The organism is Rhodococcus sp. Q1, assembly GCF_004153645.1.
Lineage (GTDB): Bacteria > Actinomycetota > Actinomycetes > Mycobacteriales > Mycobacteriaceae > Rhodococcus > Rhodococcus gordoniae.
Genome location: NZ_SDMJ01000003.1, coordinates 264,734 through 281,850 on the forward strand (window position 1 = coordinate 264,734; position 17,117 = coordinate 281,850).

Consider the following 17,117-nt stretch of genomic DNA (forward strand, 5'->3'; position numbering starts at 1 on the left):
CGAGAAGACCGGGGTGGCTCCGCACGGCGGAGCCACCCCGGTCTCGTTCGTCTCCGGTGAGCCCGGAGATCAGATCTTGCGGACGACCGTGACGACCTTGCCGAGAATGACGGCGTCGTTGCCCGGGATCGGTTCGAACATCGGGTTGTGGGGCATGAGCCACACGTCGCCGTCGACCCGCTTGAACGTTTTGACCGTGGCCTCACCGTCGAGCATCGCAGCGACGATGTCGCCGTTGTCGGCGACGTTCTGCTGACGGACGACCACCCAGTCGCCGTCGCAGATCGCGGCGTCGATCATCGACCGGCCGACGACCTTGAGCAGGAACAGCGAACCTTGGCCGACGAGTTCGCGCGGCAGCGGGAAGACGTCCTCGACTGCTTCCTCGGCCAGGATCGGGCCACCGGCTGCGATTCGGCCCACGACGGGAACCATTGCCGCAGAGGGAATCTCGTCGGTCGAGGAGGTGGCGACCACCTCGGGGGACGACTCGGGAAGGTGGGGTGGCTCGAGGCCGCGTACGTCGACGGCCCGGGGGCGGTTCGGATCCCGGCGCAGGAAACCCTTCCGTTCGAGCGTGCGCAGCTGGTGCGCGACGGACGACGTCGAGTTGAGTCCGACGGCGTCGCCGATCTCGCGGATGCTCGGCGGGTACCCCCGTTCGCTGACGGAGTCGCGAATGACCTCGAGGACGCGCCGTTGGCGCTCGGTGAGTCCTGTGGTGGGATCGCCGGCCGTGGGTCCGCCCCGGCGGGCCGTGGATGTTCCGTCCGCCTTCATCGTGACCTCCGTGCGGCGAGTGTCGGATGGGTTGCAAGTTGCCTTTCGAATCTATCGACATCTCGCGCGTATATCAAACAGATGTTCGAGATTCACCCCCTCGAGGAGCTGACGGCGGGGCGGGGCTCGTGGTAGAACATTCGAACAGACTTTCGTTCGAACACATGATCGAGTGCTCGACGGGGTCGGCAGACCACGCACAGCGACACGGAGGATTTCCGATGAGCAGAGCGGTTCGGATCGACACGGCGGTACGACGGGGGCCGACAGTTCGGGCGGGCACAACAGTTCGGGCGGGCACAACAGTTCGGACGCGCACGGAGGAGCGGACCGTCTCGGGCCCGGGTGGGGGAGACCCGCACCGCATCCGGCCGATCGCGACATCCCCGGTGCACCGCACTCGTGTCCCGTCGCGGACGAGGGTGCGCGTCGTCACGTCCTCTCGTGAGCCCTTGCACCGCCGGTCGGAGATCATGCCGCGCAGCCGTCGGCCGGCGGAACAGACGAGTCGGCGGCAGATGGCGGCGACGCTGCTGCTCACCGCGCTGGCCACCACGCTGCTCCTCGTACTCGCCCACGTCCGTACCGGCGAAGTGATCTCGCAGAGTGCCGGCACCACGGTCACGGGCGTGGGCGAGGGCGAGATCCGGGAGGCGTCGGCCGCCCGGCCGGCGCCGGATGCCCCGGTCGGCGTCACCCTGGCGAGGATCGCCGAATCGGATTCACTCGACGGTACTACCGCGCCGGCCGGAAGCCGTCTCCTCGGGCCGGATTCCGGCCGGGAATGACGGCGCCGTGGCCCGCCCCGACCCGCGACCCGCGCCCGAACCGGACAGGCGGGTATTGTCCAACACTGTCAGTCACACCACTCCGTGTGGTTGCGGCGGTGTCGGCCCACTCGCGAGTGGAGACGGTTCCGGTCGGGAAGTATTGCTTCGGCGCCGACGTCGCGACCCGCACGGGCACGACGAAGGAACCGACATGTACTGCCCGTATTGCCGCCATCCCGACTCTCGGGTGGTCGATTCGCGCGAGGCAGACGAGGGTGCCGCGATCCGTCGTCGACGGGCGTGCCCCGAATGCGGGCGCCGTTTCACCACGGTCGAGACGGCCGTGCTGTCCGTCGTCAAGCGCAGCGGCGTGACCGAGCCGTTCAGCCGCGAGAAGGTCGTGCGCGGGGTGGCGCGCGCCTGCCAGGGACGCGACGTCGACAACGACGCACTGAACAAGCTGGCACAGCAGGTCGAGGATGCGGTGCGCGCCAAAGGCTCCCCCGAGATCCCCAGCCACGAGGTGGGATTGGCGATCCTCGGACCCCTGCGCGATCTCGACGAGGTCGCCTATCTGCGCTTCGCGTCGGTCTACCGTTCTTTCAGTTCGGCAGAGGATTTCGAACGTGAGATCCACGAACTGCGCGAACACCAGAAGTCCCGCTCCGCCCCGGCCGACTGACCACCCGGCCGACTGTTCCGGACAGATCCGGTCACGATGGCCGATCCGGGCGCTACCGGATGGTGTCGATCGCCTTGACCACACGCTTTTCCGACACCGGGATCCGGGTCCCGAGATTCTGGGCGAACAGGCTCACGCGCAACTCCTCGATCATCCAGTAGATCTCGACGACTTCGGGTGCGGTGCGTCGCTCCTCCGGCAGGCGTGCAAGCAGCTTGTCGTAGGCTCCGTAGACGCGATCGAGCACATCCATTCCGGCAGCGTCCCGATTCGCACTCGCCGGCAACGACTCCAGGCGCTGAGCGGCTGCGGTGAGATAGCGCGGTAGATCGACGATCCGCCGTGAGCCCAGGTCGGTGACGAAGCCGGGGAACAGCAGCGACTGCAGCTGTTCGCGTACGTCGTCGGCAGCCTCGCTGTTCGACCGATCGAGAAGCACACCCACCTCGTGGGCGCGCGACAGGACGGGCACAACCGCTTTCAGCAGGCGAGCGACTCGCCCCGGCAGGTGGGAGCGCACCGTGACCGCGAGCGTCTCGAACTCCTCGGGGGTGCGCACGGGTGCGCCGTGCGCGGCGATGAGTTCGTCCACCGCGCAGGCGCGGCAGTCCTCGATCAGCGCCTCGAACGACCCGTCCGGGTTCCGCCCGAGCGCGAGCCGCTCCATGTTGGTCAGCCCCGAGGTCACGGCCTTCGCCTTCGTCGGTGCCGACGAGAGCAGCAGGGCGCGCAGCCCCTGACGTGTCGCGTTCTGCTGGGCCTGCGGTGTGCTGAGTACGCGTACCGCGACGCCGTCCTTCTCCGCGACCAGGGCGGGATAGCCGGTGACCTTCCGGCCGCCGACCTCGCGGGTGACGGTCTCCGGCAGGTTCCCGAGGGTCTCGGCCGTCCACACCGCCGCCGCGGGACGTTCGGTGCCCGCAGCAGCGCGCGAGACCTCCGCTTCGACCCGCGGAGCCAACTTCTTCCGCAGGGCCGCCAGGCTCTTGCTGCGGCCGAGCACGGTGCCGCGCTCGTCGACCGCGGCGAAGGTCATCCGCAGATGGTCGGGCAGCGCACCGGGATCGAAGTCCGAGGGCTCGATCGTGCACCGGCCGAGCCGGGACAGCTCGCGGGCCATCGCGTTGACGAGCGGTTCGGAGCGCGGCGTCACCGACGCGAGTGCGGCCGCCGCGAAATCGGGAGCCGGGACGACCTGTCTCCGAAGGTGTTTCGGCAGGGTCTTGATGAGGGCCGTCACCAGCTCGGTCCGCATCCCGGGTACGAGCCAGTCGAAACCGACGGATTTGAGGTTCGCGAGCAGCGCGACGGGGACACGGGCGGTGACACCGTCCTCCTCGGTGCCCGGCTCGAATTGATAGGTGAGGGGGAACTGGATCTCGCCCTGGCGCCAGGCATCCGGGTAATCGCCCTCGAGCACCGAGGCGGCGTCCTGGTTCACCACCGTGTCCGGGGTGAAGGTCAGCAGGTCGGGTTGCTGCTTGCGGGTCTTCTTCCACCAGGTGTCGAAGTGCCGGGCCGAGATCGCCTCCGGGCCGACCCGCTGGTCGTAGAAGTCGAACAGGGCCTCGTCGTCGACGACGATGTCGCGCCGCCGTGCCCGGTGTTCGAGTTCTTCGACGTCCTCGAGCAGAGCGCGATTGTCGTGGAAGAACCTGTGCTGCGTGCGCCACTCGCCCTGGACGAGGGCGTGCCGGATGAACAGTTCGCGCGAGACCTCCGGATCGATCCGTCCGTAGGGCACGGGACGCTGGGCGATCAAGGGGATGCCGTAGAGCGTGACACGTTCGTAGGCCATCGCCGATTCGCGGCGCGTCGACCAGTGAGGTTCCGAGTAGGTGCGCTTGACCAAGTGCGGGGCGAGCTTCTCGACCCACTCGGGTTCGATGCGCGCGGCCGTCCGGGCCCACAGACGTGAGGTCTCCACGAGTTCGGCCGCCATGACCCAGCGCGGTGGTTTCTTGAACAGCGACGACCCGGGGAAGACCGCGAACCGTGCGCCGCGGGCGCCGAGGAAGTCGCGCTTGTCGCCCTCGCGAAGACCGATGTGCGACAGCAGACCTGCGAGCATCGACTTGTGGACGTCGTCGGGGTTCACGTCGCGGTGGTGCGTCTGCCAGCCCATGTCGACGGTGATCTGACGCAGCTGCCCCTGCAGGTCCTGCCACTCGCGGATCCGCAGCCAGTGCAGGAATTCGTCGCGGCACAGTCTGCGGAACCGGCTCGACGACAGTTCTCTGCGCTGTTCCTTCAGGTAGTCCCACAGGCGGAGGTAGGCCAGGAAGTCCGAGCCCTCGACCGCGAACCGGGCGTGCTTCTCGTCGGCGGCCTGCTGGAATTCCGTGGGCCGCTCGCGCACGTCCTGGATCGACAGCGCCGCGACGATGATGAGCACCTCGCGCAGGCATCCGTTGCGGTGGCCCTCGACGATCATGCGGGCCATGCGCGGATCGACGGGCAGCCGGGCGATCTCGCGACCCGTCGCGGTCAGGCTCGGCGCCTCGCCCTTCTTCGCGGGTTCGAGCGCGCCCAGTTCCTCGAGCAGAGCGATACCGTCGCGGATCGCCCGGGGATCCGGCGCCTCCACGAACGGGAAGGCTTCGATGTCGCCGAGTCCGAGCGCGGTCATCTGCAGCACGACCGATGCGAGGTTGGTGCGCAGGATCTCCGGTTCGGTGAACTCCGGTCGCCCCTCGAAGTCGTCCTCCGAGTACAGACGGATGCAGATGCCGTCGGCCACACGACCGCAGCGTCCGGCGCGCTGACGCGCCGAGGCCTGCGAGATCGGCTCGATCGGCAGTCGCTGCACCTTCGTCCGCACCGAGTACCGCGAGATACGGGCGGTGCCGGGGTCGACGACGTAGCGGATGCCCGGGACGGTCAGGGACGTCTCGGCGACGTTGGTGGACAACACGACCCGGCGGCCCGCGTGCGGCGTGAAGACCCGGTGCTGTTCGGCCGCCGACAGGCGTCCGTAGAGCGGCAGGATCTCGGTGTTGCGGAGTGTGCGGTCGCGCAGGGCGTCGGCGGTGTCGCGGATCTCGCGCTCGCCGGAGAGGAAGACCAGGATGTCGCCGTCGCCCTCACGCTGGAGTTCCTCGACGGCCTCGCACACCGCGTCGACGGGATCGCGGTCGACGAGTGTCTCACCCACCTCGACGGTCAGTGGGCGATAGCGCACCTCGACGGGGTAGGTGCGCCCGGAGACTTCGACGATGGGGGCAGGCGTGCCGTTCGAGCCGGCGAAGTGCTGCGCGAAACGTTCGGGGTCGATCGTCGCCGAGGTGATGATCACCTTCAGGTCGGGGCGACGCGGAAGCAGCTGTGCGAGGTAGCCGAGCAGAAAATCGATGTTGAGGCTGCGCTCGTGCGCCTCGTCGATGATGAGGGTGTCGTACTGCCGCAACAGCCGGTCGCGCTGGATCTCGGCGAGCAGGATGCCGTCGGTCATGAGCTTGACGAGTGTCGAGTCGGTGACCTGATCGTTGAACCGGACGGTGTAGCCGACGGTGTCGCCGAGTTCGGTGTCGAGTTCCTCGGCAAGTCGCTCGGCGACCGCGCGCGCGGCGATCCGGCGTGGCTGGGTATGGCCGATCAGACCGCGCACACCGCGCCCGAGTTCGAGGCAGATCTTCGGGATCTGTGTCGTCTTACCCGATCCGGTCTCGCCGGCGACCACGACGACCTGGTGGTCGCGGATCGCGGCGGCGATGTCGTCCTTGCGCTGCGAGACGGGCAGGTCCTCGGGGTAACGGATCGCCGGGACCGAAGCCGCGCGGGAGGCGAGCCGGGTACGGGCGTTGTCGATCTCGGCGGCGATCTTGGTCAACGCCTCGCCGTCCCGGGCCCGGTCGAGCCGGCGACGAAGCCGGTTCTCGTCGCGGAGGGAGACCTCGGACAGGGCGGCGCGCAGTTCGCGACGATTCGGGGCGGGAGAGATGGACATGCTGATCACACAGCCTAGCGAAACGACCCGCTCGGGGCCGGTCCGGGAGGTCCCGGCCCTCAACCCGAGAGGGCACGCACCCGGCCGAGCACCCGGGCGAAGATCTCCCGGTACGGCGCGTGGACCGTGAAATGGGTGAACCCGAAGCGTTCCCGGCTGCGCAGGATCTGCTCGGCCATCTCGTCGACCGAGCCGAACAGCACGAACGGCGAGTCGAAAAGGTCGTCGGCCTCGACGGTCCCTTCCCACTGTTCGGCGAGGGCAACGGCGGTGCCCGTCCGGTCGTCCGTCTCCACGACCGCCTGGAGCAGGGTGTGCCATTCGATGTCGCCGGCCCGGCCTCCTGCCCGTCCTCGCGCGAACGCGACACGGTCGTCCGCTTCCGCCGCGGTGCCGATCCGGAACGTTCCCGGTGGCCGCCCCGGTAGCTGGACGGCGCCCGCGACACTCACGATGTCGGCGTGGGCCGCGGCGATCCGGAGGACCCGGTCCCCGGTGCCCCCGATGATCAGGGGCGGGCCGTGCCCGCCGAATCCGCGACGCTGCACCGGCCGGAGCACCGGGAGACCGAACGCCTCGCGCAGCGCGGCCTGCTCGGCGAAACCGGGTTCGACGAACGATCGCTGCAGCTCCAGCACGGTGGTCTCGAGGCGGTCGGCGCGTTCGTCGAACCGTTCCCAGTCGATCCCGGTGGCCTCGAATTCCCATTTCATGTGTCCCGCACCCAGGCCGACCTCGAGCCGGCCGCCGGTGAGCGCATCGGTGGTCGCGATCTCGCGGGCGAGCAGTGCCGGATTCCAGAACCCGGCGTTGAGCACCAGCGTCCCGACCCGCAGACGTTCGGTGGCCGCGGCGGCGGCGACCAGGACGGGGAACGGGGCAGGGACACCGAGATGGTCGGCCGCGTACACCGCGTCGTAGTCGGCGTCCTCGACGGCGCGGCACCGGCGAGCGAACACAGGGGGCGACCCGATCTCGAAGATGTTGACGGAGAAGCGGAACTCGGTCACGCCATCAGCGTGACGGGTGCGGGTCCCGGGCGCCAGGGTTGTTTCCTCCGCATACGATGACCTGTGTCGTGATCGTCGTAGAGGGGAGTGGGTCGTGGGTGCGTTGTGGCACGGATTCGCCGATATGGGCGCGATCGAACGGGACGGCGCATTCGTCGTCACGCGCGGGGAAGGTGCGTACATCTGGGACGACGCCGGAACCCGCTATCTCGATGCCACCGCCGGACTGTGGTTCACCAACGTCGGTCACGGCCGCACCGAAATCGGAGACGCGATCGCCGCACAGGTCGCCGAGCTCGCCCACTACTCGAATTTCGGCGATCTGACGTCCGAGCCCGCCGTCGAACTCGCCGAGCGGCTCGCGGCGATCGCCCCGGTCCCGGGCAGCAAGATCTTCTTCACCTCCGGTGGATCCGACTCGGTCGACTCGGCGGCCAAACTCGCGCGCCGGTACTGGCAGGAGGTCGGCAAGCCAGGCAAGCGGCTGCTGGTCTCGCGCGAGAAGGCGTACCACGGCATGCACGTCGGTGGCACCTCGCTCGCCGGTATCCCGGTCAACGGCGAGGGCTACGGGCGCCTGTGGGAGGACACAGCGCAGGTCGCGTGGGACGACGCCAAGGCGCTGCTCGAGCTCGTCGATTCGGTCGGCGCCGATTCGATCGCGGCCTTCTTCTGCGAACCCGTCATCGGTGCGGGCGGGGTGTACCTGCCGCCGGACGGTTATCTCGCCGAGGTCCGCGACATCTGCCGCGACCACGACATCCTGTTCGTCGTCGACGAAGTGGTCACCGGCTTCGGGCGGATCGGCGGTTCGTGGTTCGCGTCGTCGCGATTCGACCTGAGTCCCGACATGATCACCACCGCCAAGGGGCTCACCTCCGGCTATCTGCCGATGGGAGCGTTGTTCGTCGCTCCGCGGGTCGCCGAACCGTTCTTCGCCGGCGGCGTGTGGTGGCGCCACGGGTACACCTACGGCGGACACGCCGCTGCCGCGGCTGCCGCCCTCGCCAATCTCGACATCATCGAGCGCGAGGATCTGCTCGCCGAAGCGGCGCGGATCGAGCGGACACTGCACGAGAAGCTCGCACCGCTGGCGGAGCATCCGCGGGTGGCCGAGGTGCGCAGCGGTGTCGGCGCGGTGGCGGCCGTGCAGCTCGCCGACCCGGCCGAGGCGCTCGGCTTCGTCACGACGCTGCGCCGGCACGGGATCTCGGGACGCGCCGCCGGTCAGGGCGCGATGCAGATCTCGCCGTCGTTCGTCATGACCGACGAGCAGATCGCCGATCTCGCCGACGGAATCGCCGCAGCACTCGGCTGACCCGGTCCTTCGGCCCGAGGGGAACCTCGGCGAGGGGGAGTTCGGTGCTGCCGTCGCGGGCGGCGAGCGATCGCGCGTAGCGCTCGTGCAGCACCGAGCGCACCTCGTCGGGGCTGTAGTTCCGCCGCTGTCGCTCGTTGCGGGCGGCGACGGCGCCCGTCGCCGCCACACCCACCAGTCCGGCGAGTCCGACGAGCTTCCACCACTTGCCACCGCGCAGCGCCATGCGGACGACCCTAGCGGCCGCCGGGCATGGCAGGCTGGCGGCATGGACACTTCGTCGGCAGCCCGGCCCGCCGGTGCGCGTTCGCGTCTCACGCTCGACGAGGCCGTGGCGGCGACCCGCACGGGCGACCTGTGGATCTTCCGTGGCGCCACACCGGCGGACCGCGCGATCCAGACGCTGACCAATGCGCCCGTGAACCATGTGGGGATGACGGTCGCGCTCGACGATCTGCCGCCGTTGATGTGGCATGCCGAACTCGGGCGCAGCCTCCCGGACATGTGGACGGGGCGGCATCAGCGGGGCGTGCAGTTGCACGACCTCCGCGGCGCGGTGCAGGTATGGGGTGCGCGTTACGGCCAGCGCGGCTGGTTGCGGCAGATCTCGGTGGCCGTCACGCCGGATCAGGAGGACCAGTTGCTGCGCACCGTCGCGCGGCTCGACGGCACACCGTTCCCGTCGACGACGAAACTCACCGGGCGCTGGTTCTCCGGCCGGCTCCCGCGTCGACGCAGGGCATCCGTCCCGTCGGGCGGGCTCGAGAGCGCGTACTGCGCCGAGGTGGTCGGGTTGACGCTGGAGGAGATGGGTCTGCTGCAGCAACGGCATCGGGGGAGCAACTGGTACGACCCCGGCCGGTTCTGGAGCGGGGATCGGCTGCCGCTCGCTCCGGGTGTGGAGTTCGGTGGCGAGATCGAGGTCGTGCTCGGCGAGGCCGACCTGGCGGCGGGCAGGGCTGCGGGCGCCACGTCGACGCAGTGAGTTCCGACAGTTGCAAAAGGTAAACACGATAGGTCGCTCTACACTGATAGGCGTGACCGATCAGAGTTACCAGCCCACCCTGTCGCAGCTGCGTGCCTTCGTGGCGGTGGCCACCTACCGGCACTTCGGCACGGCCGCGGCGCGACTCGAGGTCAGCCAACCCACCCTCTCCCAAGGTCTGGCAGCTCTCGAGAACGGCCTCGGCGTCCAGCTCATCGAGCGCAGCACCCGCCGTGTGCTCGTGACGCCGGCGGGGGCACGTCTGCTTCCCTACGCCGAGATGGTGCTCGACGCCGCCGACGGCTTCGTCGACGCGGCGGCGGGAGTGTCCGACGGGCTCTCGGGTCCGCTGCGCGTGGGATTGATCCCCACCGTCGCGCCGTACGTGCTGCCCGAGATCCTGCCTGCACTCGACGCAGCGATGCCGACCCTGTCGTTGCAGGTCGTCGAGGACCAGACCGCGCGGCTCCTCGACGCATTGCGCGCCGGAACCCTCGATGTGGCCGTCCTCGCCCTGCCCGCCGACGTCTCGGGGGTGATCGAAGTTCCGCTCTACGACGAAGATTTCGTCCTCGTCCTGCCGACCGGACACGAACTCGCCGGACGCACCGACCTGTCCGTCTCCGCACTCGACGACGCGCAACTGTTGCTGCTCGACGAAGGCCACTGCCTGCGCGACCAGACACTCGACCTGTGCCGGTCCGTCGACGCGCGACCTGCGCTCGGTGACACCCGTGCGACCTCCCTGTCCACCGTAGTGCGCTGCGTCGCAGGACGATTGGGCATCACCCTCGTTCCGGCCTCCGCAGTTGCCGTCGAAACCGCCCGGGGAGATCTCGAGGTCGCGCACTTCGCCGACCCGGCACCCGGACGGCGGATCGGTCTCGTGTTCCGCTCGTCGTCACCGCGCGGAGTGGACTACCGCATCCTCGCCGAGACCATCCGCGGGTGCGTCCCGTCGGTCTGCCGCCCCGTCCCCTGACAGGCCGCGATCGGCGTGCCGCTAACGGCGCCCGCGCCGGGGTTTCCCGGGGCGCTTCCGCGCGGACGCTCCCGCCCGGCGGGACGTCGTGGGCTCCGGTGCGCGCCGCTTCGGGGTCGAGCCCGTGCGTTCGCCGCGACGTGAGGTGCCGCCGGACCCGGACTCCGTCTCGGAATCGCTGCGGCGGCCCCGGGAACTGTTGGCCGTGCGTCCCCGGACGATCCCCACGAACTCGTCGACGAGGTCGGTCGTCCGGTCGGTGATCCAGACGAGTCCCACCTGCGATGCCGGTGCGTCGACGACCGGGCGATAGGTGAGGTCGCGCCGGTGGTGCAGGCGGGCGAGCGACTGGGGTGTCACCAGCACACCCACCTCGGAGGCGACATGGGAGATCGCGTCCTCGGTCGTCGCGGGCCGCTCGAAGGCCTCCTCGCCGGGCAGCGCCGCCCAGTCCAGGACGTCGTCGAGCGGATGCAGCACCGTCTCCTCGGCGAGGTCGGCCACCGACACCTCGTCGACCGCCGCGAACACGTGCTCCTTGGGGACCACCACGACGGAAACCTCGGTGTAGAGCGGGATGACCGACAGGCCGTCCCGCTGCAGCGGCAGGCGCAGCAACGCAATGTCGGCGACGTCCTCGCGCAGCGGATCCGCGCCGGCCGTCGGCTCGACGGGGACCAGCTCGATCGGTACGTCCGGCATCCGCTCGCTCCACACCCGCACCCACTTCGCGGGGGTGACACCCGGGACGTAGGCCAAGCGGAAGGGTTCCACGGTCGGTTCGCTCACCGAGTCAGGCTACCGCTCCCCGGACGGGCACCCGGCGGCGAATCAGCCCTCGACGATCTCGAACTCGTCGAACACCACTTCACCGGCGGCATCGGACTCGGTGAGATTCACCTCGCCGATCAGCGCCCAGCCGTGATCACCCTGCGGATCGTGCAGGGTCTGGCGCACCCGCCACAGCTCGGGGCCCATCTCCACGGTGAACAGCAACGGCCCGCGGGCGTCGGGACCGGTGCCGATCTCGTCGTACTCCTCGAAATACAGCTCGAGCAGATCCTCCCAGTCCTCGGCTTCGAGACCGTCGCCGAGCGCCGCGAGATCGTACCAACGCCGGCGCGACGCCAGCTCGACCCGCTTGAACATCGCGTTGCGGACCATGACCTTGAACGCGCGGGTGTTCGCCGACAACGGGCGAGGCGAGTCGGCACCGAACGCGATCTGTTGCTCGTCGCCTTCCACGCCGGGATGGGTGAGCGATTCCCACTCGTCGAGCAGCGACGAGTCGACCTGGCGGATGAGTTCGCCGAGCCATTCGATGATGTCCTCGAGGTCTTCCGTCCGCGCGGAGTCGGGCACCGTCTGCCGCAGGGCGCGGTAGGCGTCGGCGAGATAGCGCAGGACCAGCCCCTCGGAGCGGGCCAGACCGTAGTGCGAGACCAGTTCGGTGAAGGTCATGCTGCGCTCGATCATGTCGCGCACCACCGACTTCGGGGACAGTGGGAACTCCGCGACCCAGGGATGTCCGCCCCGGTAGGTCTCGAAGGCCGGCTCGAGCAGCTCCACCAGCGGCTTGGGCCAGGTGATCTCCTCGAGCAGTTCCATGCGCTCGTCGTATTCGATGCCGTCGGCCTTCATCTGCCCGACCGCTTCACCCCGAGCGGCGTGCTGTTGCGCCATGAGGATCTGACGCGGATCGTCGAGCGTCGATTCGATCACCGACACCACGTCGAGGGCGTAGGTGGGGGAGTCGACGTCGAGCAGTTCGATGGCTGCCAGGGCGAACGGCGACAGCGGCTGGTTGAGCGCGAAGTCGCGTTGCAGATCGACGGTGAGCCGGGCCCTGCGCCCGAACTCGTCCGGCTGGTCGAGCTGCTGGACGACACCGGCCTGCAGCAACCCCCGGTACAGCGAGATCGCCTTGAGGATGTGCTTGCGCTGCGCCGGACGCGGTTCGTGGTTGTCCTCGAGCAGATGACGCATCGCGTCGAAGCAGTTGCCCGGTCGCGCAATGACGTTGAGGAGCAGCGAGTTGCTCACCGAGAACCGCGACTGCAGGGGCTCGGGCGACGCCGCGATCAGCTTGTCGAAAGTGCCCTCACCCCACGAGACGAACCCTTCGGGCGCCTTCTTGCGCTGCACCTTCCGTCGCTTCTTCGGATCGTCCCCGGCCTTCGCGAGCGCCCGCACGTTCTCGATCTCGTGCTCGGGTGCCTGCACGACGACCGTGCCCATCGTGTCGTATCCGGCGCGACCGGCGCGGCCGGCGATCTGGTGGAACTCGCGTGCCTTGAGCTGCCGGGTGCGGGTGCCGTCGAACTTCGTCAGGCCGGTGAGCAGCACGGTGCGGATCGGCACGTTGATGCCGACGCCGAGCGTGTCGGTGCCGCAGATGACCTTGAGCAGCCCGTCCTGTGCGAGCTTCTCGATCAGGCGCCGGTACTTCGGCAGCATGCCCGCGTGGTGAACGCCGATGCCGTGCCGGACGAGACGCGAGAGGGTCTTGCCGAAACCGGTCGAGAACCGGAAGTCGCCCAGTGCCGCGGCGATCGCCTCCTTCTCGGCCTTGGTGCACATGTTCACGCTGGTCAGTGCCTGGGCGCGCTCGAGAGCTGCGGCCTGGGTGAAGTGCACGACGTAGACGGGCGCCTGATGCGTCGTCACGAGTTCCTCGATGGCCTCACCGATGGGCGCCTGCGAATACGAGAACGTCAACGGCACCGGACGTTCGGAGCCCGAGACCTCGACCGTGGGCCGTCCGGTGCGCCGGGTCAGATCCTTCTGCAGGAACGTCACGTCGCCGAGCGTCGCCGACATGAGCAGGAACTGCGCGTGCGGCAACTCGATGAGCGGAACCTGCCATGCCCAGCCGCGATCGGGTTCGGAGTAGAAGTGGAACTCGTCCATCACGACCTGGCCGATGTCGGAATCCGGTCCTTCGCGCAGCGCGAGATTCGCAACGATCTCGGCCGTCGCGCAGATGATCGGGGCTCCGGAGTTCACCGACGCGTCGCCGGTCATCATGCCGACCTTGTCGGCACCGAAGACGTCGCACAGGGCGAAGAACTTCTCGCTCACGAGGGCCTTGATCGGGGCGGTGTAGAAGGTGCGCTTGCCCGTCGCCATGGCGAAGAAATGCGCACCGAGCGCGACCATCGACTTCCCGGAGCCGGTCGGCGTGGCGAGGATGACGTTGGATCCGGCGACCAGTTCCATGAGCGCTTCCTCCTGCGCCGGATAGAGTGTGATGCCCCGATCGGTCGTCCAGGTGGTGAACGCGTCGAACAACGCGTCGTCGTCGACGGGGTCGGGTATCAGATCCGGAAGCAGCACTTCTCCAGGCTAGTCGGAAGCGCGGGACTCGCCTGCGTGGGCCGTGCGGGGCCGGTCACGTGGCGCTGCGCTCGTCCGAACCCATCGCGCCCAGCACCGCCATCCGGGTCTCCGGGCCACCGGTGATCTGCGATTCGCTCACGCCCGACACGAGCAGCCTGCGCCAGCGGTCCAGATCGAACTCGAGGGGGGAGGTGCTCTCCATGAAGCTCTCGACCACCCGCAGGAAGCGGAGCGGATCGTCGCGGAACGGGAAATGACCGGCGCCCCGGAAGATCTCGAGACGGGAGCCGGGCATGGCCGAATGGGCGAGATAGGCGTGGGCGATCGGGATGACGCCGTCGTGGTCGCCCCAGATGAGCTGGACGGGAAGGTTCTCCGTCAGGTAGCAGCGGTCGAGCATCGTGACCACCTGACCGCGCCAGTCGACCACGGCACGCAGCGTGCGCAGATACGCCTCGGAGGCCGTGGGATCCGGAAGGTTCCCCAGTACACGCACCAGATCCGAGGTGTCGTGCAGCATCGCGCCCGGCCGCAGCGGCGACGCATTGACCCGGTTCAGCACGGCGCCGGCCGCCCGCAGGATCGGCATCGCCCCCGGCAGTCGCAGGACCCTCAGCGCTTCGCTGACGATCGGCACCGAGATCAGGCGCAGGGCGGGATGAACATCCTTGGTGACACCGCCCGACGCGACGAGCACCAGGCGGTCGACCATGTGGGGGAACTGGTAGGCGAACTGCATCGCCACCCCACCACCGAGGGAGTGGCCGATCACCGTGACGGACTCGATCCCCAGGACCGACAGCAGGTCGCGCATGCCGTTCGCGTAGGCGGCCACCGAGTAGTCGGCGCGCGGCTTGTCGGAGCGGCCGTGCCCGAGCAGATCGGGGGCGATCACGGTGTACTTCTCCGCCAGGTGTGGAATGACGTCCTGCCAGGTCGACGAGTCGTCACCGATACCGTGCACGAGCAACAGGGCAGGACCGCCTCCGGCCATGCGGAACGCGCGTCGGTAACCGTGGATCGTGCGGAACACCATGCGGGGTTCGTTGTCCGGAACCGGGCGAAGTGTCCGGGCGCGCGGTGGAACCATGAGCGTCTCCTGCGACGTCGGTGATCGCGTGGTGGTAGCCGGGTTGTCCGGGCTGTCGCCGATACCGGACACAACTACCACTGTGGCATGTCGCCGAAGCGTACCGCCTGTATGTGACGTCGACAACGACGATTGTGACGATCATGAAACATCCGGCGGACCCGTCGTGGGGTCAACGCGTCGCGGAATCGTCTCCGTCGTCCGAATCGGGCTCATCCGCCCCGCCGTCGCCCTCCACGTCACGCAGATCGGGGAGATCGTCACCGGCATCGGCGCCGCGCCGATCGTATTCGGCGAGGAACCGCTCGAACTCCGCTCCGATCTCCTCACCCGTCGGCAGACTCTCGTCGGTCGGCAGGGGAGAGGTCTGCTGCTCCTGTGCGGCCACATAGCTGTCGTACTGCCGCTCGAGCGCGTGCACCACCCCGAGGACCTCGGCGTTGTCCTCGATGTGCTCGTCGATCTGCTCGCGCACCCGCGCGGCGGCCTCACCGAGCGCTTGCACCGGCAGTTCGAGACCCCCGACCTCGGCGACATTCGTCAGCAGCGTCTCGGCAGCCGCGGGATAGTCCGTCTGCGCCAGGTAATGCGGCACGTGTACCGAGAACCCCACGGACTCGTGCCCGTGCTGACCCATCCGGTATTCGAGCAGGGACGACACCCCGGCGGGCACCTGCAGTTCGCCCGACCAGCGGTGGTGCCCGGCGATGAGATCCTTGTTCGTCGAATGCGCGGTGACCGCCAGCGGCCGCGTGTGGGGGATCGCCATCGGGATCGCGTTGAGCCCGATGGTCCGCCGCACCCCGAACTGCTCCGCGAGCAACCGGACCGCAGTGATGAAGCGTTCCCACCTCAGGTCGGGTTCGGCACCCGCCAGCAGCAGGAACGGGGTGCCTGCTTCGTCGATGAGCGCGTACAGGTTCAGCTCGGGTTCCGCGTAGTCGGAGAAGTGATCGGCCTTGAAGGTCATGAGCGGGCGCCGCGACCGGTAGTCGATCAGTTCGTCGACGGCGAACGACGCGACGAGTTCGGTCTCCAGGTTCTCGCGCAGGTGGGTGGTCGCCAGACGCACCGCGTGTCCGGCATCGGCGAACCCTTCGAGGCCGTGCACGAGCACCGGCCCCTCACCGTCCGATGACGTGAGCTGCGGAGCCGGGAACTCCAGCTCGTACATGCGGGACTGCTCGTCCATCTGCGAACCACTCCGATCACACTTCGTCTCGGCTCTCCGCCGGGGTCACCCGACGTGGCATGGTGGTGTTCGAGTCTAATTGACGCCACGACGACCGATTCCGGGGCGCACACCCTGCCCGACGTCGACGACCGAGGGAGGTTCGGGTGACCCGACGCGAAGTTCGTCCGAGGCGCCGCGCAGCGGTCGCCCGGACCGTGATGCTGGCCGCGTGCCTGGTGTTCGTACCGGCCTGTTCCGAGACCGTCGCCGGCGATCCCGGTCCGGAACCGGCAGCCCTGACAGGGACGGCACCCGCACCCGCGCCGGGGACCGTCCGCGCCCCGGGCGAGCTGGTGCTGCCACCGGAACGATTCCCCGCGCCGTACCTCGCGGTGGTCCTTCCGCCGGAAGCGGTGGCACAGGCGGCACCGGACCTGACCGGGATCCAGCCCGGTTCGAAGGTCGATCCGGGCGGATGTCTGCCACCCACCCAGGATTACGGTCCGGACACCACAGCCATGGTGGTGGGTACCGACAACGCGAGTCGCGCGACGATCAGCGTCGAGGTCGCCCGGTCCGCCCCCTCCCTGAGCGAGTACCGGACCCATCTGACCGAGTGCTCACGGGTGGACGCGACCGTGCGGGGAGTCACCTCGACCGTCGCGACCGTCCTGGACGACGATCCCGCCGCGCCCGTCGACGGCGCCGAGACCCTGGCCCTGAGCCGCACGGTCGATTCCGGCAGGGGATCGGGCGGCATGACGCAGTCGATGGCCACGCGCATCGCCCAGCTCGGGGATGTGCGCGTAACGGTCACCTACATGTCGTTCGACTCGGCCCGGTCCGACACCGCGAGTCTCGACCGTGTGTTCCGGGACGCCGTCGACTTCGCTGCCCGGCCCTGACGGCCGGCCCCGCACCCTAGCAGCGCACGGCGACGGGATCGGCCGGTGGACGCCGGAGACCCCCGTCGGCCGCGGAAGTTGTCCACAGCCGGCCGCTTCATCCCCAGCAGGCCGCGGATCGCCCTCGTGGGCGGCT

General features: G+C 69.0%; 14 protein-coding genes. 6 read left to right on the plus strand and 8 right to left on the minus strand.

Annotated features, from left to right (window positions below; genetic code table 11):
* Positions 1–69: 69 nt before the first annotated feature.
* On the minus strand, positions 70–780 hold the full coding sequence (gene lexA, locus EQ874_RS09755; RefSeq protein WP_064064514.1) for a transcriptional repressor LexA: 711 nt from the start codon (positions 778–780) through the stop codon (positions 70–72).
* A gap of 518 nt (positions 781–1,298) precedes the next feature.
* Here lexA and EQ874_RS09760 point away from each other — a divergent pair.
* The gene (locus EQ874_RS09760; protein WP_129976912.1) at positions 1,299–1,568 is read left to right on the plus strand and encodes a LysM peptidoglycan-binding domain-containing protein; all 270 of its coding nucleotides are present in this window, start codon (positions 1,299–1,301) and stop codon (positions 1,566–1,568) included.
* 193 nt (positions 1,569–1,761) lie between these two features.
* Complete coding sequence (gene nrdR / locus EQ874_RS09765; RefSeq protein ID WP_026003332.1) at positions 1,762–2,232, plus strand: transcriptional regulator NrdR; 471 nt, start codon at positions 1,762–1,764, stop codon at positions 2,230–2,232.
* A gap of 52 nt (positions 2,233–2,284) precedes the next feature.
* On the opposite strand, the gene hrpA is transcribed toward nrdR, so the two are convergent.
* Together hrpA and EQ874_RS09775 are read right to left on the minus strand one after the other, a co-directional pair.
* On the minus strand, positions 2,285–6,178 hold the full coding sequence (gene hrpA / locus EQ874_RS09770) for an ATP-dependent RNA helicase HrpA (protein WP_129976640.1): 3,894 nt from the start codon (positions 6,176–6,178) through the stop codon (positions 2,285–2,287).
* A gap of 59 nt (positions 6,179–6,237) precedes the next feature.
* A complete protein-coding gene (locus tag EQ874_RS09775) occupies positions 6,238–7,188 on the minus strand; it encodes a TIGR03621 family F420-dependent LLM class oxidoreductase (RefSeq protein ID WP_129976641.1) in 951 nt (316 codons plus the stop codon).
* A 124-nt stretch (positions 7,189–7,312) separates the two neighbouring features.
* Here EQ874_RS09775 and EQ874_RS09780 point away from each other — a divergent pair, with 124 nt between their 5' ends.
* Positions 7,313–8,506 carry an aminotransferase class III-fold pyridoxal phosphate-dependent enzyme gene (locus EQ874_RS09780; RefSeq protein WP_064065190.1) on the plus strand — a complete coding sequence of 398 codons (1,194 nt, stop codon included), beginning with the start codon at positions 7,313–7,315 and terminating at the stop codon, positions 8,504–8,506.
* Here EQ874_RS09780 and EQ874_RS09785 read toward each other — a convergent pair.
* The gene (locus tag EQ874_RS09785) at positions 8,448–8,732 is read right to left on the minus strand and encodes a hypothetical protein (RefSeq protein ID WP_129976642.1); all 285 of its coding nucleotides are present in this window, start codon (positions 8,730–8,732) and stop codon (positions 8,448–8,450) included. The two genes, EQ874_RS09780 and EQ874_RS09785, sit on opposite strands and share 59 nt — an antisense overlap.
* Positions 8,733–8,774: 42 nt before the next feature.
* On the opposite strand from EQ874_RS09785, the gene EQ874_RS09790 reads away from it, so the two are divergent.
* Together EQ874_RS09790 and EQ874_RS09795 are read left to right on the plus strand one after the other, a co-directional pair.
* On the plus strand, positions 8,775–9,491 hold the full coding sequence (locus EQ874_RS09790; RefSeq protein ID WP_129976643.1) for a hypothetical protein: 717 nt from the start codon (positions 8,775–8,777) through the stop codon (positions 9,489–9,491).
* A 52-nt stretch (positions 9,492–9,543) separates the two neighbouring features.
* Positions 9,544–10,473, plus strand: a complete 930-nt coding sequence (locus EQ874_RS09795; protein ID WP_129976644.1) for a hydrogen peroxide-inducible genes activator — start codon at positions 9,544–9,546, stop codon at positions 10,471–10,473.
* Positions 10,474–10,494: 21 nt separating this feature from the next.
* Here the strand turns inward: EQ874_RS09795 and EQ874_RS09800 are convergent, their stop codons facing one another.
* From EQ874_RS09800 to EQ874_RS09815, 4 genes are all read right to left on the minus strand, one after another.
* On the minus strand, positions 10,495–11,262 hold the full coding sequence (locus EQ874_RS09800) for a LysR substrate-binding domain-containing protein (RefSeq protein WP_064065187.1): 768 nt from the start codon (positions 11,260–11,262) through the stop codon (positions 10,495–10,497).
* Positions 11,263–11,304: 42 nt separating this feature from the next.
* Positions 11,305–13,809, minus strand: a complete 2,505-nt coding sequence (locus EQ874_RS09805) for a DEAD/DEAH box helicase (protein WP_129976645.1) — start codon at positions 13,807–13,809, stop codon at positions 11,305–11,307.
* A 55-nt stretch (positions 13,810–13,864) separates the two neighbouring features.
* Positions 13,865–14,902 carry an alpha/beta hydrolase gene (locus EQ874_RS09810; RefSeq protein ID WP_129976646.1) on the minus strand — a complete coding sequence of 346 codons (1,038 nt, stop codon included), beginning with the start codon at positions 14,900–14,902 and terminating at the stop codon, positions 13,865–13,867.
* A gap of 172 nt (positions 14,903–15,074) precedes the next feature.
* Complete coding sequence (locus EQ874_RS09815) at positions 15,075–16,094, minus strand: PAC2 family protein (RefSeq protein WP_064065189.1); 1,020 nt, start codon at positions 16,092–16,094, stop codon at positions 15,075–15,077.
* 200 nt (positions 16,095–16,294) lie between these two features.
* Here EQ874_RS09815 and EQ874_RS09820 point away from each other — a divergent pair, with 200 nt between their 5' ends.
* The gene (locus tag EQ874_RS09820) at positions 16,295–16,981 is read left to right on the plus strand and encodes a DUF5642 family protein (protein ID WP_129976913.1); all 687 of its coding nucleotides are present in this window, start codon (positions 16,295–16,297) and stop codon (positions 16,979–16,981) included.
* Positions 16,982–17,117: the final 136 nt, after the last annotated feature.

Bases quoted from the DNA above. Each gene is read 5' to 3' on its own strand.
- lexA (WP_064064514.1), bottom strand. From the start codon at position 780: ATGAAGGCGGACGGAACATCCACGGCCCGCCGGGGCGGACCCACGGCC.
- EQ874_RS09760 (WP_129976912.1), top strand. From the start codon at position 1,299: ATGGCGGCGACGCTGCTGCTCACCGCGCTGGCCACCACGCTGCTCCTC.
- nrdR (WP_026003332.1), top strand. From the start codon at position 1,762: ATGTACTGCCCGTATTGCCGCCATCCCGACTCTCGGGTGGTCGATTCG.
- hrpA (WP_129976640.1), bottom strand. From the start codon at position 6,178: ATGTCCATCTCTCCCGCCCCGAATCGTCGCGAACTGCGCGCCGCCCTG.
- EQ874_RS09780 (WP_064065190.1), top strand. From the start codon at position 7,313: ATGGGCGCGATCGAACGGGACGGCGCATTCGTCGTCACGCGCGGGGAA.
- EQ874_RS09785 (WP_129976642.1), bottom strand. From the start codon at position 8,732: ATGGCGCTGCGCGGTGGCAAGTGGTGGAAGCTCGTCGGACTCGCCGGA.
- EQ874_RS09790 (WP_129976643.1), top strand. From the start codon at position 8,775: ATGGACACTTCGTCGGCAGCCCGGCCCGCCGGTGCGCGTTCGCGTCTC.
- EQ874_RS09810 (WP_129976646.1), bottom strand. From the start codon at position 14,902: ATGGTTCCACCGCGCGCCCGGACACTTCGCCCGGTTCCGGACAACGAA.
- EQ874_RS09815 (WP_064065189.1), bottom strand. From the start codon at position 16,094: ATGGACGAGCAGTCCCGCATGTACGAGCTGGAGTTCCCGGCTCCGCAG.
- EQ874_RS09820 (WP_129976913.1), top strand. From the start codon at position 16,295: ATGCTGGCCGCGTGCCTGGTGTTCGTACCGGCCTGTTCCGAGACCGTC.